The 20172-nt window shown below is 62.3% G+C and carries 17 protein-coding genes; 15 read left to right on the top strand and 2 right to left on the bottom strand.

The window, feature by feature from the left end; translation table 11 throughout:
• Nucleotides 1-120: 120 nt before the first annotated feature.
• From ACT7DK_RS10310 to ACT7DK_RS10245, 14 genes are all read left to right on the top strand, one after another.
• Complete coding sequence (locus ACT7DK_RS10310) at nucleotides 121-1581, top strand: hypothetical protein (protein WP_445398824.1); 1461 nt, start codon at nucleotides 121-123, stop codon at nucleotides 1579-1581.
• Entirely contained in the window at nucleotides 1578-2216 is a 639-nt protein-coding gene (locus ACT7DK_RS10305; RefSeq protein WP_445398822.1) for an MSHA biogenesis protein MshJ, read from the top strand. The genes ACT7DK_RS10310 and ACT7DK_RS10305 overlap by 4 nt, the downstream gene beginning before the upstream one ends.
• Entirely contained in the window at nucleotides 2209-2526 is a 318-nt protein-coding gene (locus ACT7DK_RS10300) for an MSHA biogenesis protein MshK (RefSeq protein ID WP_445398820.1), read from the top strand. Before ACT7DK_RS10305 ends, ACT7DK_RS10300 begins: the two co-directional genes overlap by 8 nt.
• Nucleotides 2523-4136, top strand: a complete 1614-nt coding sequence (gene mshL, locus ACT7DK_RS10295) for a pilus (MSHA type) biogenesis protein MshL (RefSeq protein WP_445398818.1) — start codon at nucleotides 2523-2525, stop codon at nucleotides 4134-4136. Before ACT7DK_RS10300 ends, mshL begins: the two co-directional genes overlap by 4 nt.
• On the top strand, nucleotides 4136-4882 hold the full coding sequence (locus ACT7DK_RS10290; protein WP_445398816.1) for a tetratricopeptide repeat protein: 747 nt from the start codon (nucleotides 4136-4138) through the stop codon (nucleotides 4880-4882). Before mshL ends, ACT7DK_RS10290 begins: the two co-directional genes overlap by 1 nt.
• Nucleotides 4860-6557, top strand: coding sequence for a GspE/PulE family protein (locus ACT7DK_RS10285; protein WP_445398814.1), 1698 nt, complete (start codon nucleotides 4860-4862; stop codon nucleotides 6555-6557). Before ACT7DK_RS10290 ends, ACT7DK_RS10285 begins: the two co-directional genes overlap by 23 nt.
• Nucleotides 6557-7780, top strand: a complete 1224-nt coding sequence (locus tag ACT7DK_RS10280) for a type II secretion system F family protein (RefSeq protein ID WP_445398812.1) — start codon at nucleotides 6557-6559, stop codon at nucleotides 7778-7780. The genes ACT7DK_RS10285 and ACT7DK_RS10280 overlap by 1 nt, the downstream gene beginning before the upstream one ends.
• Before the next feature lie 114 nt (nucleotides 7781-7894).
• Nucleotides 7895-8428, top strand: a complete 534-nt coding sequence (locus ACT7DK_RS10275; RefSeq protein ID WP_445398810.1) for a pilus assembly FimT family protein — start codon at nucleotides 7895-7897, stop codon at nucleotides 8426-8428.
• Between the two features lie 41 nt (nucleotides 8429-8469).
• The gene (locus ACT7DK_RS10270) at nucleotides 8470-9036 is read left to right on the top strand and encodes a prepilin-type N-terminal cleavage/methylation domain-containing protein (protein ID WP_445398808.1); all 567 of its coding nucleotides are present in this window, start codon (nucleotides 8470-8472) and stop codon (nucleotides 9034-9036) included.
• Nucleotides 9026-9550 carry a type IV pilus modification PilV family protein gene (locus tag ACT7DK_RS10265; RefSeq protein ID WP_445398806.1) on the top strand — a complete coding sequence of 175 codons (525 nt, stop codon included), beginning with the start codon at nucleotides 9026-9028 and terminating at the stop codon, nucleotides 9548-9550. Before ACT7DK_RS10270 ends, ACT7DK_RS10265 begins: the two co-directional genes overlap by 11 nt.
• Nucleotides 9547-10299 carry a prepilin-type N-terminal cleavage/methylation domain-containing protein gene (locus tag ACT7DK_RS10260; RefSeq protein ID WP_445398804.1) on the top strand — a complete coding sequence of 251 codons (753 nt, stop codon included), beginning with the start codon at nucleotides 9547-9549 and terminating at the stop codon, nucleotides 10297-10299. Before ACT7DK_RS10265 ends, ACT7DK_RS10260 begins: the two co-directional genes overlap by 4 nt.
• A complete protein-coding gene (locus tag ACT7DK_RS10255) occupies nucleotides 10289-10648 on the top strand; it encodes a hypothetical protein (protein WP_445398802.1) in 360 nt (119 codons plus the stop codon). The genes ACT7DK_RS10260 and ACT7DK_RS10255 overlap by 11 nt, the downstream gene beginning before the upstream one ends.
• The gene (locus ACT7DK_RS10250; RefSeq protein WP_445398800.1) at nucleotides 10645-13668 is read left to right on the top strand and encodes a hypothetical protein; all 3024 of its coding nucleotides are present in this window, start codon (nucleotides 10645-10647) and stop codon (nucleotides 13666-13668) included. Before ACT7DK_RS10255 ends, ACT7DK_RS10250 begins: the two co-directional genes overlap by 4 nt.
• A gap of 194 nt (nucleotides 13669-13862) precedes the next feature.
• Complete coding sequence (locus ACT7DK_RS10245; RefSeq protein WP_445398798.1) at nucleotides 13863-15629, top strand: putative bifunctional diguanylate cyclase/phosphodiesterase; 1767 nt, start codon at nucleotides 13863-13865, stop codon at nucleotides 15627-15629.
• Nucleotides 15630-15746: 117 nt separating this feature from the next.
• On the opposite strand, the gene glpD is transcribed toward ACT7DK_RS10245, so the two are convergent.
• A complete protein-coding gene (glpD, locus tag ACT7DK_RS10240; protein ID WP_445398796.1) occupies nucleotides 15747-17264 on the bottom strand; it encodes a glycerol-3-phosphate dehydrogenase in 1518 nt (505 codons plus the stop codon).
• Nucleotides 17265-17622: 358 nt separating this feature from the next.
• Between glpD and ACT7DK_RS10235 the strand changes: the two genes are divergently transcribed.
• Nucleotides 17623-18384, top strand: a complete 762-nt coding sequence (locus ACT7DK_RS10235; RefSeq protein WP_445398794.1) for a DeoR/GlpR family transcriptional regulator — start codon at nucleotides 17623-17625, stop codon at nucleotides 18382-18384.
• A gap of 269 nt (nucleotides 18385-18653) precedes the next feature.
• Here ACT7DK_RS10235 and glpK read toward each other — a convergent pair whose 3' ends face one another.
• Entirely contained in the window at nucleotides 18654-20159 is a 1506-nt protein-coding gene (gene glpK, locus ACT7DK_RS10230; RefSeq protein ID WP_445398792.1) for a glycerol kinase GlpK, read from the bottom strand.
• Nucleotides 20160-20172 lie beyond the last annotated feature (13 nt).

Below are 20172 nucleotides of genomic sequence, written 5' to 3'. Positions count from 1 at the left end.
CAAAGATTGTTATGCAGGAGCGCCGCGGCGCTCCTTTTTTGTTTTCAAGTAGATAGCGGCTTGTTTCTATACCGCTTTTATCCGTTTATACTGGCGCTTTACCTCTTTCGTGCAGGGCAGATGGCATTTCTTTCTCACTGGCTCAAATCCGCTAAGACGTCATCTTCGGTGGGGGTTTACCTCACTCAGAACGGCCTGTTTGCGATAGATGAACAGCAGCCGCAGCAAGTGGTGCAGCGCCCCATTGGCGGCACCGAATCGCCGGCCTCGGCCCTGTTGGCCCTGATCGGCGAGCAGGGCTGGCAGGGCCGGCGCCTGCATCTGGCATTGAGCCGCCACTGGTATCAGCAGACCCAAATGGAGAAGCCGTTGATGCCGGACGAGGAGCTGTCCCAGGCCTTGCCCTGGTGCATGCGCGAGCTGGTGAGCGAGCCGGTGGACTCCCTGCTGTTCGATTATATCGATCTGCCGCCGAGCCCTCAGGGACAACCGCGCATCGCGGTGTACTACTGTGGCCGGGAGCGGCTCTCGGCCCTGGTCAAGGCGCTGACGCCCCAGTGCGATATCGCCACCATAGGGGTGGACGAGCTGGCGATGGCCAACCTGCTGGAGCCCGAGGTCCGCGGCCTGTTGCTGCACAAGGTCCCCGGCCAGGAGCTGACCCTGACCTTCATTCACCAGCGTCAATGGCATTTTTCGCGCACCATCCGCGGTTTTCAGGCGCTGGATGACGAACAGGCCGCCATCGATCAGTTCGTGTTCGACAACCTGCTGCTGGAACTGCAGCGCAGTATCGACTATGCCGTCGGGCAACTGAAACTGAACGTGCCCAACCGCTGGTACCTGGCCCTGCCTCAGCGGGTCACCCCGGCCATACAGGCGGCCATCGGCCAGGTCTTCGATATCAAGCCCGAGACGCTGACCACGGAGCAGCTGGGCCCGGTCTGCCTGCCGGCGCTCGGGATCTTGCAGGAGCAGGGCCCGACGCTTGGTGCGCACCCGCGCTCGCGCATCGAGTTTTACCAGGCGGGACTCAGGCCCTCCCAGGAAAGGCCCACCCTTTCCTGGGGGCTGCGGGGGGCAGGGGCGATCCTGCTGCTGTGGGGCCTGGTCGCGGCCTGGGCGGCGTTCGACGGTTACCGCCTGCGGGAGCAAAACCATCAGTTAAGGGCCGCGGTAACGGCGGGGGAGACGGGACTGGCCCAGCTGCAGCAGAGCCTGGCGGCCCTGAACCGCAACCAGGATGATTCACAACGGCTGCGCCTGGAGCGGGATATCCGGGCCCGGCAGCGGTTGCTGGGGGTGTTGAACCGGGAGAGCTTCGTGTCCTATGGCGCCACCCTGCGGGATCTGGCCCGGATCCCCTGGCAGGACGTGGCCCTGCAGGGGCTGACCCTGAATGGCAAGCATATGATACTGAGTGGGGAGGCGGCCAGGAGTGCCGCCGTGCCGGCCTGGATCCTGGGCTTCGAGCAGAGCGACAGCCTGCGGGACCATGCCTTCGGGCGGCTGGAGATCACTCGGCAGACCGAGGGAGGCTGGGCTTTTACCCTGTACAGCGAAGGAGTAGCGGCGCCATGACCGCCTGGAAACAACAGGTCGATGACTGGTTTATGGCCCGGCCCCGGCGGGAGCGCTGGTTGCTGCTGGCGGCGGTCTGGGCGCTGTTGGCCTGGATGGGGCTGGTGCTGTATGAGCAGACCCTGGCTGCCGGGGTGGCAAGCCTGCGCCAGCAGCAGCAGCAGCTGAACCGCACGCTTGAGGAGCAACAACGGCAGCGGGAAGAGCTGAATCAGGGGATCGCCAGGCTGTCGGGCGACAGCGAGCAGCAACGGCTCGAGCGGCTGAATCAACGCCTGAGCCGGCTCAACGAAAACGTAGAGCAACGGATGCGTACCCTGGTGGGGCCGGAGCAGATGGCGACCCTGCTGCTGTCGATACTGGAGCAGAGTCAGGGACTGGTGTTGCACCAGCTCAGCAACCGGCCGCCCCAGCCCCTCGACACCGGGGAGGGGGAGCCCCTGTACCGGCACGATCTCAGCCTGCACCTGAGCGGCGGCTACCTGCCGTTGCTCGACTATGTCGAACGGCTCGAGCAGCTTTCCGGGCGGATTTTCTGGCAGGGCCTGGAGTTTGAGCTGGAGCAGTACCCCGAGGGGAGCATTCGCCTGGATTTTTTCACCATCAGTCAACACAAGGAGCTGTTGCGTGGTTAATACACTGCTTTTGCTGGCTCTGAGCGCCGCCTCCGGCTTGCAGGATCCCACCCGGCCGTTGTCGCCGCAGGCGGTGATCACGGCGACCGAGACCCGGCCGGACCGCGTGCTCACCCCCAGGTTGGAGGCCATCTTCAGCGGTGGCGGCCGGGCCAGCGCCATCCTCGACGGCCGGCGTTACCATGCGGGCGACGCCGTGGGGGAGTATCGCCTGGTACGGATTAGCCGGGATCAGGTGTTGCTTGAAGGTCAGGGTGAGTCACTGGAGCTGACCTTGTTTCCGTCTCTGTCAATTTTGGGTAGCCAATGAACTTAACGAAACGACCTTTTGCCGTGGCCCTGCTCGGGGCCTCCTTGGCCGCTTGTGTTAATGCACCGGATGGCTCCCTCCCCAAGGCCGTATTGGACGAGGCCCTGAAGACCCGCCCCGAGCCGGTCCCGGCGGCGGTGGAGCAGGAACTGCTGAGTGCCCGCCCCCTGGCGCCGGCGCCGGCCGGCGAACCCCGCCTGCGCCGTTTTGACATTGCCGCCAGCGAGGTGGAGGCGCGCAGCTTCTTCGCCGCCCTGGGCAGCCAGCATGGCATCAGCATAGCGGTACACCCGGAGGTGGCCGGCAACATCAGCCTGAACCTGCGCCAGGTCACCCTGCCCGATACCCTGGCCGCCATTTCCAACCTCTACGGTTACGGCGTGGAAAAACAGGGGGACGTCTACCAGATTTTCCCGAACGGGGTGCGTACCCGTACCTTTAACGTCAATTACCTGATGCTGTCGCGCAGCGGCCAGTCGCAGACCGCCATCAGCGGCAGCAGCCTGGCGAATGGCGATGGCGGCGAAGGTGGCGGCGGCGGCAGCTCGACCCGTATCAATACCCAGTCCGACAACGACTTCTGGCGTGACCTGGAGTCGGCGCTCTCCCGCCTGATCGGCAACGAGCAGGGCCGGGTGGTGGTGACCAATCCCCAGGCCGGGCTGGTGAGCGTGCGCGCCGCCCCCGACGAGCTGGCGCTGGTGGAGGATTTTCTGAACCAGGCCCAGCGCCAGCTCAAGCGCCAGGTAATACTGGAGGCCCGCATTCTCGAGGTGGAACTCAGCGATGGTTATGAGCAGGGGATCGAGTGGAACAACCTCAGTGCGCGCAGCCGCAGCGACGGTTCGGGCCAGAATGCAACCGGAAACACTTTCCCCTATCCGGGCTTTCTCAGCCCGATCACCAATCGGCTTGGGGGCGGCGCCGTCTTTACTTACACGGACGGCAACTTCGATGTGGTGGTCAATTTGTTGCAGACTCAAGGGGAGGTGAATACCCTGTCCAACCCCAGGGTGACCACCAGCAACAACCAGAAGGCGGTGATCAAGGTCGGCACCGATGAATACTTCGTGACCGACTTTTCGCTGACCACCACCACCAGCTCCGCCACGACCGAAGTGACCCCCGATATCGAACTGACCCCGTTCTTTTCCGGGATCTCGCTGGACGTGACCCCCCAGATCGCCGGAGACAACAAGGTGCTGCTGCATATACATCCGTCGGTCACCGAGGTGACCGACACCACCAAGATCATCGAGTTTGGCGATAACTCGGTCAGCCTGCCCCTGGCCAGCAGCACCATCCGGGAGTCGGATACCATAGTGGAAGCCCGCTCGGGGGAGATAGTCGTCATCGGCGGCCTGATGCAGGAACGCCAGGGGCAAACCGAGTCCGGGGTGCCGGTGCTCAGCCAGATCCCCGTGCTGGGTAATCTTTTCAAGAACCGCAACCTCAGTACCCGCAAGAGCGAGCTGGTGATCATGCTGCGGCCCGTGGTGGTGGAAGACAACACCTGGCAGAACGAACTGCAGCGGTCGCGGGATCTGCTGGAAAAATGGTATCCTCCGCTGCCCGAGCCGCTCAACGCCCTGCACAGTGGGATAAGGTAATGAAGCGTTCACGTTATTGGACCCGTTTGCTGCTGACCTTGCTGCCTTTTGCGCTACCGGCACAGGCCGAGTCGTACGAGGAAGACTGGAATTCGGTCGACTGGGCCGATCTGATGGTGGAAGTGCCCGCCCCGGAAGCCGAACTCAGCATCACCGAGGTGACCCTGGACCGGGCCGGCTGGCTGGCGGAGGCCAACAAGCAGGCCGATGTGGCCCTGGCCGCCGGGGACTGGGCCAGGGCCGAACACCGCCTGGCCCAGGCCCTGGCGGAGTTTCCCGACGCCCACGCTATCCGGCTGCGGCTGGCGGCCATGCTGTTCGGCCGCGGCGCCCTGGATCAGGCCCGGGTGCAGCTGCAGCAGGGACTGGAGCTGGCGCCGGATCATGCGGACCTGCGCCTGGCCCTGGGCCGGCTGCTGGCCAGCCAGGAGCGTTATGCCGCCGCCTTGCGCGTGCTGGACGACGTCAGTCCCCTGTTGCACCGCCACCTGGATTATTACAGCCTGAAGGCGGAGATGGCCCGGCGCAGCGGCCGCTGCGATCTGGCCGTCGAGCTGTATCAACGGCTGTTGGATCACGGTCATGTCGGGGCCTGGTGGCTGGGACTGGGGCTATGCCAGCGCGAGCTGGGCCAGGACTTTACCCGGGCCTTTACCCAGGCCAGGGCCAGCGCCGATCTGGGCAATGCCTCGCTACGTTTTGTCGAGCAGCAATTGGAGCACCATGGCACAACACAAACTCACTAAACGCCTCGGCGAGTTGCTGATCGAGCACGGGGTGATCTCCTTGCAGCAGTTGGATGCGGTGTTGCAGCAGCAGCAGCGCGAAGGTGGCCGCATCGGCACCCTGCTGGTGCAGATGGGCATCCTCGGCGAGATGGAGCTGCTCGGCTTCGTGTCCCGCCAGCTGGACCTGCCCTTGCTGGATCTGAACAAGACCCGGATCGACCGGCAGGCGGTCAAGCTGCTGGCCGAGGTGTATGCCCGCCGCTACCGCGCCCTGGTGATCGACGGCGACGACAGCCAGGCGACGGTAGTGCTGTCGGATCCGGCGGATCTCGACACCCAGGATGCCATTACCAACCTGCTGGCCCCGCGGGAGATTCACCTGGCGGTGGCCCCCCAGGGGCAGTTGCTGGCGCTTTACGACCAGCTCTATCGTCGCACCGACGACATCGCCAACCTGGCCGAACAGCTGCACGTGGAGCACACGCCCAGCCGCCCGGCAGTGGAGGCGGGAGGACTGGACGACAGCGACGCCACCGTGGCCAAGCTGCTCAACTCCCTGTTCGAGGACGCGCTGCAGGTGGGGGCGTCCGACATCCATATCGAGCCGGATCAGAAGGTGATCCGGCTGCGCATGCGGGTGGACGGCGTGCTGCAGGAGACCGAGCTGAAGGAGGTCGGCATAGCGCCGGCCCTGGTTTCCCGCCTGAAGCTGATGGCCGGGCTGGACATCGCCGAGCGACGCCTGCCCCAGGATGGCCGCTTCGAACTCAGGCTCAAGGACAACCCGGTGGATGTGCGCATGGCCACCATGCCGGTACAGCACGGCGAGGCCGTGGTGCTGCGTTTGCTGGATCAATCGCAAGGGGTGCGCAGCCTGACCCAGGCCGGCATGCCGCCGGCCCTGCTCGCCGCCTTTCGGCGCCGCCTGGCCAGCCCCAACGGCATCATACTGGTGACCGGCCCCACCGGCAGCGGCAAGACCACCACCCTCTACGGGGCGCTGGGCGAACTCAATACCCCGGACCGCAAGATCATCACCGCCGAGGATCCGGTGGAGTATCGCCTGTCGCGCATCAACCAGGTACAGGTCAACGCCAAGATCGGCCTGACCTTCGCCCGCATACTGCGCACCAGCCTGCGCCAGGATCCCGATGTGCTGCTGATCGGCGAGATGCGGGATCAGGAAACCGCCGAAATCGCCATGCGCGGCGCCCTTACCGGCCACCTGGTGCTGTCCACCCTGCACACCAACGACGCCCCCAGCTCGGCGGTACGGCTGATGGACATGGGGGTGCCGGGCTACCTGGTGGCCAGCACCCTGAAGGCGGTGCTGGCCCAGCGCCTGGTGCGCAAATTGTGCGAGCATTGCAAGCAGCCGCACCGGCTGGAGGAGAACGAACTGCAATTTTTGCTGCACCTGAACCCGGCGGTCGCGGAAGGCGGTTTCTATCATGCCCCCGGCTGTGCCAGCTGTAACCACAGCGGCCACAAGGGGCGGGTCGGCGTTTATGAATGGCTGGAGATCAACCACGAGATGGCCGATGCCCTGCGCGAGCACGACATCGAAACCTTCAACGGCCTGGTGGCGGCGACGCCCGGGTTTACCACCCTGGCCCAGTCGGCCCTGCGGCTGGCGCTGCGGGGCGAGATTGCCGCCGCCGAAGTGCTGCGCCTGGCCGAGTGGATGGACTGATGGCCTTCTACCGTTACAAGGCGCGTAACCGGCAGGGACAGCTGAGCGAAGGACGGCTGGAAGCGGCCTCGCCCCAGGCCGCCGCCGACAGCCTGGGCAATGCCGGCCTTATCCCCATCGAGTTGCGGGAAGCCAAGCAGGGCACCAAGGCCTGGCTGCGGCTGCGCCAGTTCCTGAAAGGCGGACTCAGGCCGGAGGTCCTGTTGATCCTGAGCCGGCAGTTCGCTTCCCTGACCCGCGCCGGCATCCCCATCCTGCGTATCGTCGAGGGCCTGCGGGACACCACCGACAGCAAGGTGCTGCGCGATGCGCTGGGCGAGGTGAGCCAGGCGCTGAACCAGGGGCAGACCCTGGCCAACGCCCTGGCGGCCCATCCCCATCTGTTCAACGCCCTGTTCGTGTCGCTGGTGGAAGTGGGCGAAAGCACCGGCCAGCTGGAGCAGGCTTTCTTGCAGCTGGCCCATTACTACCAGCTGGAGCTGGATACCCGGCGGCGGATCAAGGCGGCCATCCGTTATCCGCTGTTCGTGACCCTGGCCATGGTGGCGGCCATGGTGGTGCTCAACCTCTATGTGATCCCGGCCTTCAGTGGCATTTTTGCCCGTTTGGGCGCGGACTTGCCCTGGACCACCCGTTTTCTGCTGGGCACCTCCCATTTCTTCACCCACTATATCGGCCATCTGGCGGCGGCCCTGGCGGTGGCGGCGGTGCTGCTGTGGCGCTATATCGGCACGCCCGCCGGCAGGCTACGCTGGCACCGCTGGCAGCTGCACATTCCCATCGTCGGGCCGCTGATCAAGCGCATCCTGCTGGCCCGCTTTTGCCGCAGCTTCGCCATGATGCTGGCCGCCGGTGTGCCCATCACCCGGGTGCTGACCCTGGCCGGTACCGCCACCAACAACGCCTTTCTCACCCGCGCCATCCTCGGCATGGGGGAGGGGCTGGCCTCGGGCAGCAGCCTGTCGGCGGTGGCGACCCAGAGCCGGGTTTTTACTCCCTTGATTTTACAGATGTTTAGGGTGGGCGAAGAAACCGGCCGGGTGGACGAGATGGTGGCGGAGGCGGGCCGCTTCTACGAAGAGGAAGTGGACTACGACATCGCCAACCTCACCGCCAAGATCGAGCCCATACTGATTGTCGGCATCTCCATCATGGTGCTGATCCTGTCGCTGGGCATCTTCACCCCCATGTGGGATATGGTCAACGTGGCCAAGGGTAGGTAGACCTGTTTGGATATCAATGCGGAAACTGTGGGAAATGTCGTATTTTCATCCAGAGGGGCTAGATCGGCGAGCGGTGGAAAAGTATCATAGCGCCGCGTTAAAGCATCCGCTTTTATGAAGAAACGATACTTTTTCATAACAAAAAGGCAATTTTTAAGAGACGAGGAAAGAATGAGAAAAGCAGCGGGTTTTACCCTGATCGAGCTGGTGATCGTGATTGTGATTTTGGGGATTTTGGGCGCCGTGGCCGCGCCGAGGTTTATCAACCTGCAAGGGGATGCCTATGAGGCCAATGTGAATGCATTAAAAGGCTCTATCCAGTCGGCAGCAACCTTGGCTAATACTCGTGCCATTCTCGATGGGAAAGAAGACAGTACTACTGTGACTGGCTTTGACGGGGTAACTTTTGTCGATGCTTACCCCATCGCGGGCACTGAAGATGAAGGCTTTACCGATGGTATCTTGGGCGCTCTACAGGATATCGACACTGCCGCCTACTTGATCGCGGAAGTCGAAGGTTCGGATCCGGCAGCCATTACTATCCGCCCCGCCAATCGTAATATAGCGACTTGTCAGATCACTTATACCCAGGCTGATGGCGCCACGCCGGCGACAATTGAAGCTGATACTTCCGGCTGTAACAGCTAACCGTCAAGGCGACCCCGGTCGCCTTTTTCATATCTTATTTGATGAAGCAAGCCGGCTTTACCCTAATTGAACTGGTGCTGGTGCTGGTATTAATCGGCATCCTCTCCGCCGTGGCGTTGCCGCGCCTGCCATTGGGGAGCCAGTATGCACAGCATGTGCAGGCCGATAATCTGGTCGGGCTGTTGCGCCTGGCCCAGCTCAGGGCGATGAACGATACCCAGGCCCTGCAAGCCGGAACCGGTCCTGCCCGCTGTGGCCGGGTGGTGATTACCGCCGAGCGTTTCAGTGTGGCCAAAGACTGTGGGCAAGGGCTGTTGTCCGCCGGCGATACCGGCATTACTGGCGATGGTAATGGCCAGCTGTTATCCCAGGGCGGTTATGTCGGCGTTGGCGAGCCGCTCCCGATTTCCGCGACCCGGGCGTTGCCGCTGGTGCTGCAATTCGGCGTTATCGCCGATGAGGCCCAGTTTTTGAGTCAGGACAGCCGCCTGGGACGGCCCTACGTGGAGCAGGGCGGTAGCCTGCAGCGCCTGGCCGGGACCCTGGCCATCACGGTGGCCGGAAAAACCCTGCTGATCGAGCCCGAGGGCTATATCCATGCGCCCTGATCGTGGCTTCAGCCTGCTGGAGTTCGTGCTCGGGATAACGATTCTTGCCATCGTGCTGCTCGGCTCTACCCTGTTTTTCGCCAACCAGCCCCGTGGCCTGGACATAGTGTTTCAATATCGGGCGGTGGCCCTGGTCGAGGCCCTGGTGGAGCAGGTGCTGGCGGTGAGATACGATGAGCAGAACAATCCCTATACCCAGCTTCGCTGCGGCATCGAGGCCGGCAGCCCGCCCTGCAGTTCAACCCTGGGAGCGGAGTCCGGTGAAGCTGCTCTTGAGCAATTCAATGATGTGGATGACTTCCATGCCTGGTGCGAGAGCCCGGTCAGCGGTGCCGAGCTGGCGGCGGGGCTGGGGCTGGCCAATTCGGTCCTTTATCAGCGTTTCGACATCCAGGCCTGCGTTAGTTACGGTGAGAACGATGCCGATAGCCATTTCAAGGTAGTGGACATTACCATCGCCAGTCAGGGCGACGCCAGCCTCGACTTTACCCTGCACAGGTATAACCTGCGATGAAGGACAAGGGCTTCACCCTGCTGGAGCTGGTTGTGGTGCTGGTGTTAATCGGCATCACCGCGGTGTTTGGCTCCCGCTTTATTGCCGATGCGGCCAGCAGCTATGTCGGCGGCCGGGAGCGGGCCCAGGGACTGGCGGATGCCCGTTTTGCACTCGAGCGACTGAAACGGGAGCTGAACGTGGCTTATGGACCCAGTGTCTACCTGAGCGACGACGACCGTTGTGTGCACTTTGTGCCGGTGATCGCGTCCAGCCGCTATAACGACAGCGCGACGGGACGGGACATGACCCTGGTGTTCCCGTTGCAGTTCCAGGGCGAAGATATCGCCGACAGCCATATCGCCATCATGGCCGACAGCACCGGTTGGGCGGACTATCCCGCCGCCCTTCCCGAGGGGGTCGCCGCTTTTCCCGGGCAAGAGAGTGCGCCGGCGCAGGCGAGCTTCAGTGAAGCGGAAGGCTCATGGCCGGAAAACTGGTCTTTCCCCCGGGAAAGCGCCGGCAAGCGCTATACCTTGCTGTCTTCCTTGCAACTGCGTTACTGCATCGCGGATGACCAGCTGTGGCGGGCGGAAAAAACCGGTCCTTCCTGGTCGGAGCCGGTCTTAATGTTGACCGATATCACCCCCGGCACGCGGTTTTCGGGTTACGATGAGTCCATTCAACTGCTGGATTTTGAGCTGTCACTACAAACCCGGGAAGGGACCTTGGTTTTGCCTACCCAGATTCAGGTGCTTTATGAACCCTAACCAGCGCGGCAGCATGCTGCTGAGTGCCATTTTTATGATGTTGCTGATGGGCGGGCTGATGGCCGGGGTGGCCATCTTCACCAGCCAGGGCAACAGGGCGCTGCTCTACGAGGTATTGGTGCTGAAGGCCCGCATGGCCACGGAAAGCGTACTGGAGCAGAAAGCCTTTGAGTTGCTCGCCGATACGGACGCGGTAGGGGACGCACAGATCAGCTTGAATGGCTGTACCGCCATTGCCCGGGTTGGCGCAGGCAGCACGGCGGCTCAGATGAATGTGCTGGCGCACAGCGAGTGCAGCAGCGGCGAGTTAACGGTACAACGCAACCTCGAGGTTGAAATCATCGAATGAACAAAGCAACGACGGTTTTTATTGTATCCCTTTGCCTGGCTGCGCCTACGCTGGCGCAGGATCTTTCTTCCCTGTTTCCCTATGCGGCCCAGAGTCATGCCAGCAATGGCACACTGGCCATGAACTGGAGCACCTCGATAACCGGTGCCCGCCAATACAATGGCAAGAAGGGGTACCTTGACTTTAACAAGCAAAGCGGCACCTTGCATGGCCAGTGCGACGGCTTCAGTTGCGTCATTACCGGTGATTCCGGCCCCAGTTATCCGTTGCCGGCATTTAACGACGAGCCGTTGTCATTACCGGCGTTTAAATCGGGCAACAGCAATAAAGAGGCCAAATGCAGCGGCTCCGGTAGCCTGAGCTTCGGTGGTGATAAATATGAGTCCGTTTCTGCCAGTGGCAGCTGCAAGCTGTATTTGAGCAATGACGGCGATGTCGTGATCAAGGGAGAGCTGGCAGTCAGTGGCAGCTCCGATCTATATCTTGCCGCCGGCAATTACTGGATGGATTCCCTGAGCCTGTCCGGCAGTTCCAAACTGATTGTGACCACGCCGGGGGAAGTGAACCTCTATGTCAAGAGCGAGGCAAACCTCAACGGCAGTTCCCCCCTCGGCAGTGAGGATGCCCCGGTTAATCTCTATCACTATTCCGAAAGGGACATTGTACTGAATGGCAGCCTGACCTGGCATGGCGATCTTTACAGCCGGGGCGATCTCGAGATCCTCGGCAGCAGCAAGTTGTATGGGACGGTTCAGGCCCGCTCCCTCGAACTGGGAGGGAGTGCCCAGCTGTACCAGCAGAGTGGAGAATACTGGTTTGACAGGCTGGAGGTCGTCGGCAGCGCTCAGCTGATCCCGAGCGGCAGCGGCTCGAGCAGCCTCCATGTCAGGAGCAAGGTCGAAGTCAAGGGGAGTGCGCGCATCGGCACAGAAGACATGCCGCTGATCATCTTTGTGCATGGCGGCGAACAGGGGAATGCCGATGACGCCAAGGTCGAGCTGGAAGGCTCCGCTTCCATTATTGGCCATGTTTATGCCCGGGGTGATCTCGACATGAATGGCTCGACCAGGATCTATGGTGCCGCCAACGTGGTGGATCTGGAGATGGAGGGCAGTTCGGCCATTTTCTATCGCCCCGCGGAGGTCGCTCTGCCGGCGTCGCTGCATCACTATGAATTACATTTCAACAGCTGTACCGCCCTGCTGACGGCCAAGGCATGCGGTGACGAGAACTGCTCCGTACTCTACGATGAAAAGGCGACTATCCATGTGCAGAATCAGGGACATCCACCGCGCAATATCGCCAACTTCAATCATTTCTTGGGGCTGGCCCAGCAAGATATCTCACAAGCGGCGGAGCATCTGAATTATCGTTTCACCCTGGGTTACCAGGCGAAAGGTAATGGCGGTAATCTTTCCCCCAAGCCGGCTGCCGGGCTGGTCTGTTATGTGGATGGCCAGCGTACCTGCACCGTTAACGGCAGAAATTCGACAGGGGACGGCAGTGGTGGCTTTCGTTTTGCTGCCGATACCGCCTATGCAGGTGGTGAAGCCATGGTCAGCATGGAGAGTAACGGCTGTACTGCCTCCACAGGACAAGTGCAGCTGGTCTTGAGCTTTGCCACCGCCAGCGGCCAGAATAATGACTTAACAATACGTTGGCCAGAGGGGACGGCCAGCTTGCAGCCGGGCCAGTCCCGGAGCCTGACGTTACCGCTGAACGGGGTGACGCTGAGCTATCCGGATGCCGACCTGATCACCCTGACGGTGAAGGAGGCGGAGACGGGCAGCACCAGCCAGGATCAGGTCGCCTTTGTGCCCAAGCAATGGCTCGTCAACGAGGCCAGGCAGTGCCTGGATAATGCCGACCGGTTCGATTATGAGCTCTTTGCCGACAGCTGCACTCCGCTGGCCAAGGTGGGGGAGCGGGTCAACTTCAGCGTGTCTGCCCTCGATATCAACAACGATCCCTTGCCGCTTGGCTGGTTGGCAAGTCAGGTCAATGATAACAACCTGATTAGATTCACGGTGTCCAATGGCGAGCACGGCTATGCTCTCTCGCAGGGGCTTGGCGGCGGTGGCCTGAGTGCCGAACCGGATATTGTCGGGGTTGCGTCGGTACAGGTGGAGGACTGGGAGGCCGGTTATATCCCGTCCGGAGATAGTGCGCTGATGACTCACGGTGATGACCAGACCATAGGCCGTACCGTGCCCGCCTCGCTGCAACTGACCGGTCAGAGCGGTGCCTTCGAACAGGACGCTGTCTATGCCGATAAGCCCGTGGCTTTTGTCTCAACCCCGTCTTTTATTGTGCAGGGATTGGATACTCAAGGCCGGGTGTTGGCGAGCTATAGTGGAGAATTTGCCGGGGGCCTGATGGATACGCAGTCGGTGAGCCTGGCGTCCGACGGCCCTTCGACTCCCGTGATCGCCGACTCTTTACAAGCCAAGGTTGAGCTGCAGGCGGATGGCGACCATAGGATCAGCCTGCTCAATGACAGCCTGGTTTTTCTCAAGGAAGCGCCCTTTGCCGAGTCTAGGGTCCTGCACCCGCTGACCCTGGTCGTGGCGTTGACTAAAGATGGTTTGGCTCAGGTAGCCCAGGAGGTTAACCTGGTTGAACGAGGGACGGTGCGTTACGGTTATCTGGATTTTTCCGCCCTGGAGCTGCCGATTAATACCTCCGGGATCATGCAGGCCAGGCTCAGTTACTATGACGGAGACGATGTACCGGCTGTTGTAGCGGGGTTTAATATGGCCGAGCATATCGGGCAGGCGGCTATCGGTGCCATCCCGCTGTTGAATCCCGCCATTGACTTGAGTCCGGTCGCCAAGGGGGTGCTGGTCTCTCCCTATGCATCGGCCCAGGAGAAAATAGAGGTTTCTCTGGGGGTCGAACCCTGGTTACAGCAATGGAAAGAGGGAGAACTGACCAATCCGGTCGCGATTCTCAAGATAGTGGAAGAGGGCCGTCTGCGAGGCAATGACAAAACTTTCAACCGGCGGGAAGTGATCCGCTGAGCCGTCATCACCCGGGCGTTTCGGCGCCCTTTTTTTCGCCGTCCTGGTTGTTTTTTGATCCGGAACAAGCTGCAGGGCGGAGTGCACGGCTAGATTAAAAACAAGGACAAAGCTGAATTTTACTTTCCGTTCACATTTGATTATTGTGGCAGAATAATCAACGACATAGTGCATCAGGTAAGGATACCCGAGCCGTGCAGAATATAAACAATTACGTGAAAGAGCGGCCGGTCATGGCCGGAACGCTGCACTTTCTAGAGCACAGGATCCATTTCAAGAGTCAGCTGCTGCAGCATGTGTTCGATCATGCGATGGAGTCCATCATGGTCACGGATGCCCACGGCGTGATCGAGCGGGTCAACGCCGCCTTTACCCGGATCACCGGCTACAGCCCCGAGGAGGCCATCGGCCAGACCCCCAGGCTGGTGCAGTCGGCCCGGCATGATCCCGATTTCTACCGGGACATGTGGCAGCAACTGCTGCTCACCGGCACTTGGAGCGGCCAGGTGTGGAACAGACGAAAGTCGGGCGAAACCTATCTGCAATGGCTCAGCATCAATACCCTGACCGACCATCGCGGTCAGGTTACCCACAGGGTGGCCATCGGCCATGATCTGAGTTCCTTCAAGGCCACCCAGAGTGAGCGCACCCTCTTTACCTTCAAGGATCCCCTGACCCAGCTGGGCAACCGGCAACTGCTTACCAGCCGGCTGGATCAGGCCCTGGCCGAGGCCCGGCGCAACCGGATCCGGGTCGGGCTCATGGTGCTGGATATCGGCCGGCTGAAGCCGGTCAACGAGCAGCTGGGGCTGACCTGGGGCGACGATGTGCTGCGCCAGCAGGCGCGCACCCTGCAGGCGGCCATCGACGAGGCGGACACCCTGGTGCGGCTGCAGGGGGACATGTTCGCGGTGCTGCGCCACAGCAAGGCCCAGGATGCCACCATGGCGCAACTGGCCGACAAGTTGCTGGGGCTGTTGCGCCAGCCCATCGTGCTGGCGGATCAGAACATCGTCAGCCTGCAGCCGAGCATCGGCATCGCCGTCTTCCCGCGGGATGCCAAGGACAAGGAGGGCCTGCTGCAGGCGGCGGAGTACGCCCATGCCATGGCCAAGCGGGAGGGGCGCAACCGCTTTCAGTTTGTCGATCAGCGCCAGCACGAGCTGCACCACCGGGAGCTGGTGATAGAGCACAGCCTCAACCATGTGCTGAGTACCGCCGACGGTGCCGGGCTGAGCCTGCATTTTCAGCCCCAGATCTGCCCGGAGAGTGGCCGTCTCTGTGGCCTGGAGGCTCTGCTGCGCTGGCAGCATCCCGTGCTCGGGGCCCTTTCCCCCGGGGAGTTCATCCCGGTGGCGGAGCAGGGCGGCCTGTCGGTACGGCTGGATCGCTGGGTGATAGAACGTGTCTGCGAGCAGGTGGCCGAGTGGCAGCAACGTTGTCCGGCGCTGCCGGTGGTGTCGGTCAACCTCGGCGCCCAGCAGTTCAGCCAGCCCGACTTCGCCGACTGGCTGCAGGCCTGTGTGACACGCGCCGGTGTCCAGCCCCGGCAGCTGAAGCTGGAAGTGACCGAAACCACCATGATGGAACACAAGGAATCCTGCGTGGCCATGCTGGGACTGCTGCGGCAACGGGGGTTTCGCATTTCCCTGGACGACTTCGGTACCGGTTACTCGGCACTGTCCTGTCTGCACCAGTTTCCTCTCGACGAGCTGAAAATCGACCGCAGCTTCATGGTGGAGGCCAGCCAGAACGAGCGGGCCTATATCCTGCTCAAGACCATCGTCGCCCTGGCCCGGCAGTTGTCACTGAGCCTGGTGGTGGAAGGGGTGGAGCATAAGGAGCAGCTGGCCCTGCTGACCGGCCTGGGATCGCTGACGGTGCAGGGCTACTATTTTTACCGGCCGCTGCCGGTGGCGGAGGTTAGGCACCTGCTCGAGGGCGGGGACCCCCCTGAATAGCGGATTCTGATAGTGCGACATCGACCGGGTACCGCACGCAGGGTCTGCTTAGCAGCCCGGCCGCTGTCGGCGGTGATCTACTATTCGGAGCCGCTGGTTAGTTGTGCCGCCTTGGCCTTAACCGGCCAACCGGCTTTGCTCCATTCCCAGCCTGGACTGCAGGTAGCCCTGCAGCCGGGCTTTTTCCGCCTCCGTCAGATACAGCCCCAGCTTGCTGCGGCGCCAGATGACGTCTTCCACCGTCCTGGCCCACTCATGCTCCACCAGATAATCCACTTCCTTCTGGTACAGTGAGGCGCCGAAGGCCTCGCCCAGGTCCTCGAGCCGCTGGCAGCCGTCGAGGAAGTGGTGGCAGAGGTTGCCGTAGCTGCGCACAAAGCGCGTGATCATGGCCTCGGGCAGCCAGGGAAACTGCCGACCGAGCGTGGCGGCCAGGCTGTCGTGATGCTCGAAGTTGCCGCCGGGCAGTGCCGCCGTCTTGGTCCAGGGGCCCCTGGCCTCGGGGAAGAAGCGGCAGATGGCGTTGGTGGCGGCTTCCGCCAGCTTGCGGTAGGTGGTGATCTTGCCGCCGAACACCGACAGCAGCGGCGCCTCGCCCTCGGGAGCGTCCACTTCGAAGCTGTAGTCGCGGGAGGCTTTCTGTGCTGCGCCATGCTCGTCATCCATCAGCGGCCGTACCCCGGAGTAGGTCCACACCACATCGGCGGCGCTTATCTTGCGTTTGAAGTGGGCATTGACCACGGTACAGAGATACTGCACTTCTTCATCGCTGATGCGGGCCTCGGCCGGGTTGCCGTCGTAATCCACGTCGGTGGTGCCGATCAGGGAGAAGTTGTCCTCATAAGGGATCACGAACACGATGCGATTGTCTTCGTTCTGCAGGATATAGGCTTCGGGCTCGTCATGCAGGCGCGGCACTATGATATGGCTGCCCTTGACCAGGCGGATCTGCTTGGGCGCCTTGAGGGCCAGGGTCTCGTCGAACAGTTTGCTGGCCCAGGGGCCGGCGGCGTTGACCAGGGCGCGACAACGGTAGCGCTGTTGCCGGCCGGTGTCGGTATCCTGCAGGGTCACCAGCCAGAGGCCGTCCTGCCGTTCGGCCCGGACACAGCGGGTGCGGGTCCTGATGTCGGCGCCGTGGCTGCGGGCCGCCATGGCGCAGAGCACCACCAGACGGGCGTCGTCCACCCAGCCATCGGAATACTCGAAGCCCCGGGTGATCTCGCCCACCAGGGGGCTGTCTGCGCCGAAGCGCAGGCCGTTGGAGCCGGGCAGCAGCTCCCGTTTGGCCAGGTGGTCGTAGAGGAAGAGGCCGATGCGGATCATCCAGGCCGGGCGCAGGTGCGGTCGGTGGGGCAGGCGAAAGCGCAACGGCCACATGATGTGGGGCGCGTTGCGCAGCAGGGATTCCCGCTCGGCCAGGGCCTCTTTCACCAGCCGGAATTCGTAGTGTTCCAGGTAACGCAGGCCGCCGTGGATCAGCTTGCTGCTGTTGGAGGAGGTGGCCGAGGCCAGATCGTTCATCTCGCACAGCGCCACCTTCAGTCCCCTGCCGGCGGCGTCCATGGCGATGCCGGCGCCATTGACGCCGCCACCGATAACCATCAGATCATAAAGGGTGTGCTCAGCGGTCATGCTTCTCTTCTCCTCCAGGGAAGCCAGAACCGGAGCGCGGCGTCCCTGTGCCTTGGGGGTGGGGGTCATAGTCAGTCACCATAGTTGGATTATAATCTTCGAAAAAGAAAATAACCAACCACAAAACAAACATCAAGCAACATTTTAGTACATTTTGTATTTTTTTTAACTAAGTCGCGCATTTTTGTCGGGCCTGAATGTTCGTATGGTGATGATTCGGTTTTCTTTCCCGTCCCGCGCTACCTCATTGATGGCGAATGACCCGTCTCGTCCGGGCCGGGTCCCGCCTGCTGTGCATTTGGGCATTGAACGAGTACAATCGGGCGATGAAGTTTCATCCATTACAGGGAGTTACCGCGTGAAGCAAACCCTGCGTCATCAGCAGATCCTTGAATTGCTCAAGCAGAAAGGCTTTGCCAGCACCGAGGATCTGGTTGCCCAGTTTGACGTGAGCCCGCAAACCATCCGCCGGGATCTGAACGATTTGGCCGAACACAACCGCATCCGCCGCCATCATGGCGGCGCCTCCTTGATGTCGAGCACGGTCAACGCCGCCTACGATTCCCGCAAGGTGATGTATGCCAAGGAGAAGGACAGCATCGGCCGCGCCATCGCCGCCGAGATCCCCGACGGCGCCTCCTTGTTCATCGATATCGGCACCACCACCGAGGCGGTGGCCAGGGCGCTGCTCGACCACCAGGAACTCAGGGTGATCACCAACAACATCCATGTGGCCAGCATCCTCAGCCAGAAGGAGGACTTTACCGTGATCATCGCCGGCGGCGAGGTGCGCAACCGGGACGGCGGCATCGTCGGCGAGGCGACCCGCGATTTCGTGCAGCAGTTTCGCACCGACTACGGCATCATCGGCATATCCGGTATCGACACCGACGGCTCCCTGCTCGAATTCGACTATCACGAGGTGCGCATCGCCCAGGCCATCATCAACAACAGCCGGCAGGTGTTCCTGGCCGCGGACCACAGCAAGATTGGCCGCAACGCCATGGTCAACCTGGGCCATATCAGCCAGATCACCGCCCTCTTTACCGATGCCCCGCCGCCGGCCTCGCTGCAGAAGATCATGGAAGAGCACCAGGTCGCCTGCCATATCGCCCACTGAGCGGACCGATTAAAGGGAAAGGGCGCCTGCGGCGCCCTTGCAGCTTGAAGACAACGTCGTCTGTTTCACTGATATGAGCCGGCCAAAGGGCCAACTCCGCCGACACGCCGCAAGTACTCGCTCCTGCCATCCATGGCAGGTGACGGTCGGCGGAGCCGCTCCCTTTGTCCGCTTTTTTGACATGGGTGCTGTCTGTGTAGGTAAGCCCCAAGATTTGTAAGCAGTCTAAAAGGGCGCCTTCGCGGCGCCCTTGGTGTGTTCGTTTTCGCTCAGTGCTCGGCCCAGTCCAGGGAGCGGGCCACCGCCTTCTGCCAGCCCCGGTACAGGGTGGCGCGGGTGTCCTTGTCCATCTGCGGTTTGAACTCCCGATCGACCGCGAACTTGTCGGCCAGCTCGTCGGTGCTCTGCCAGACCCCCACCGCCAGGCCGGCGAGGAAGGCCGCCCCCATGGCGGTGGTCTCGGTCTGCCGGGGGCGCACCACCCTGGCGTTGGTGATATCCGACTGGAACTGCATCAGGAAGTCGTTGGCCACGGCGCCGCCGTCCACCTTGAGCGCGGCCAGCCTGAGCCCGGCATCCTCCTGCATGGCCTCCAGCACGTCCCGGCTCTGGTAGGCCACCGCCTCCAGTGCCGCCCGGATGATATGGTTGCGGTTTACCCCCCGGGTCAGGCCCACCAGGGTGCCGCGGGCGTAGGGGTCCCAGTAGGGGGCGCCCAGGCCGACGAAGGCCGGCACCAGGTAGACGCCGTTGCTGTCCTTCACCTTCTCGGCGAAGTAGCCGGTGTCGTCCGCCTCGCGAATAAGGCCCAGCTCGTCCCGTAGCCACTGGATGGTGGCGCCGCCCATGAACACCGAGCCTTCCAGCGCGTAGTTGACCTCGCCCCGGGCGCCCACCGCCAGGGTGGTGAGCAGGCCGTGGCTGGAGCTGACCTTCTGCGAGCCGGTGTTCATCAGCAGGAAGCAGCCGGTGCCGTAGGTGTTCTTGGCCATGCCCTTGTTGAAGCACAGCTGGCCGAACAGGGCCGCCTGCTGGTCGCCGGCGATACCGGCGATGGGAATGCGGGTGCCGCCCTTGCCGCCGATGTTGGTCTTGCCGTACACCTCGCTGGAGGGGCGCACCTCGGGCAGCATGGCGGCGGGAATGCCGAGCTCATCCAGCAGCTTCTGATCCCATTCCAGGCTGTTGATATTGAACAGCATGGTGCGCGAGGCATTGGTGTAGTCGGTGACGTGCACCCGGCCGTCGGTCAGTTTCCAGATAAGCCAGGTATCGATGGTGCCGAACAGCAGCTCGCCGTTGTTGGCCTTCTCCCGGGCGCCCTCGACGTTGTCCAGGATCCACTTGAGCTTGGTGCCGGAGAAGTAGGCGTCCAGCACCAGGCCGGTGTTCTCCCGGATGTAGTCGGTCAGGCCGCGTTCCTTCAGCTGCTCGCAGATGTCGGCGGTACGCCGGCACTGCCAGACGATGGCGTTGTAGACCGGCTTGCCGGTGCTCTTTTCCCACACCACCGTGGTTTCCCGCTGGTTGGTGATGCCGATGGCGGCGATCTGATCCGGGCTGATGCCGGTCTTGGCCAGCACCTCGGTCAGGGTGGAGCGCTGGCTGGCCCAGATCTCCATGGGGTCGTGCTCGACCCAGCCCGCCTGGGGGTAGATCTGGCCGAATTCCCGCTGGGCCACGCCCTGGATGGCGGCATCCTGGTCGAAGATGATGGCGCGGGAGGAAGTGGTGCCCTGATCCAGGGCGACGACATACTGCTTTTCTTGGGACATCTGTGCTTCTCCT

This window comes from Zobellella sp. An-6, from assembly GCF_052487945.1.
The sequence above is the reverse complement of the archived record's forward strand: the minus strand, read 5'-3'. Positions and strand labels throughout refer to the sequence as shown.

What these genes read in the sequence shown, in the direction of transcription:
- ACT7DK_RS10310 (WP_445398824.1), top strand. Translation starts at nt 121, where the DNA reads ATGGCATTTCTTTCTCACTGGCTCAAATCCGCTAAGACGTCATCTTCG.
- ACT7DK_RS10305 (WP_445398822.1), top strand. Translation starts at nt 1,578, where the DNA reads ATGACCGCCTGGAAACAACAGGTCGATGACTGGTTTATGGCCCGGCCC.
- mshL (WP_445398818.1), top strand. Translation starts at nt 2,523, where the DNA reads ATGAACTTAACGAAACGACCTTTTGCCGTGGCCCTGCTCGGGGCCTCC.
- ACT7DK_RS10290 (WP_445398816.1), top strand. Translation starts at nt 4,136, where the DNA reads ATGAAGCGTTCACGTTATTGGACCCGTTTGCTGCTGACCTTGCTGCCT.
- ACT7DK_RS10285 (WP_445398814.1), top strand. Translation starts at nt 4,860, where the DNA reads ATGGCACAACACAAACTCACTAAACGCCTCGGCGAGTTGCTGATCGAG.
- ACT7DK_RS10280 (WP_445398812.1), top strand. Translation starts at nt 6,557, where the DNA reads ATGGCCTTCTACCGTTACAAGGCGCGTAACCGGCAGGGACAGCTGAGC.
- ACT7DK_RS10275 (WP_445398810.1), top strand. Translation starts at nt 7,895, where the DNA reads ATGAAGAAACGATACTTTTTCATAACAAAAAGGCAATTTTTAAGAGAC.
- ACT7DK_RS10270 (WP_445398808.1), top strand. Translation starts at nt 8,470, where the DNA reads ATGAAGCAAGCCGGCTTTACCCTAATTGAACTGGTGCTGGTGCTGGTA.
- ACT7DK_RS10265 (WP_445398806.1), top strand. Translation starts at nt 9,026, where the DNA reads ATGCGCCCTGATCGTGGCTTCAGCCTGCTGGAGTTCGTGCTCGGGATA.
- ACT7DK_RS10260 (WP_445398804.1), top strand. Translation starts at nt 9,547, where the DNA reads ATGAAGGACAAGGGCTTCACCCTGCTGGAGCTGGTTGTGGTGCTGGTG.
- ACT7DK_RS10255 (WP_445398802.1), top strand. Translation starts at nt 10,289, where the DNA reads ATGAACCCTAACCAGCGCGGCAGCATGCTGCTGAGTGCCATTTTTATG.
- ACT7DK_RS10250 (WP_445398800.1), top strand. Translation starts at nt 10,645, where the DNA reads ATGAACAAAGCAACGACGGTTTTTATTGTATCCCTTTGCCTGGCTGCG.
- glpD (WP_445398796.1), bottom strand. Translation starts at nt 17,264, where the DNA reads ATGACCGCTGAGCACACCCTTTATGATCTGATGGTTATCGGTGGCGGC.
- glpK (WP_445398792.1), bottom strand. Translation starts at nt 20,159, where the DNA reads ATGTCCCAAGAAAAGCAGTATGTCGTCGCCCTGGATCAGGGCACCACT.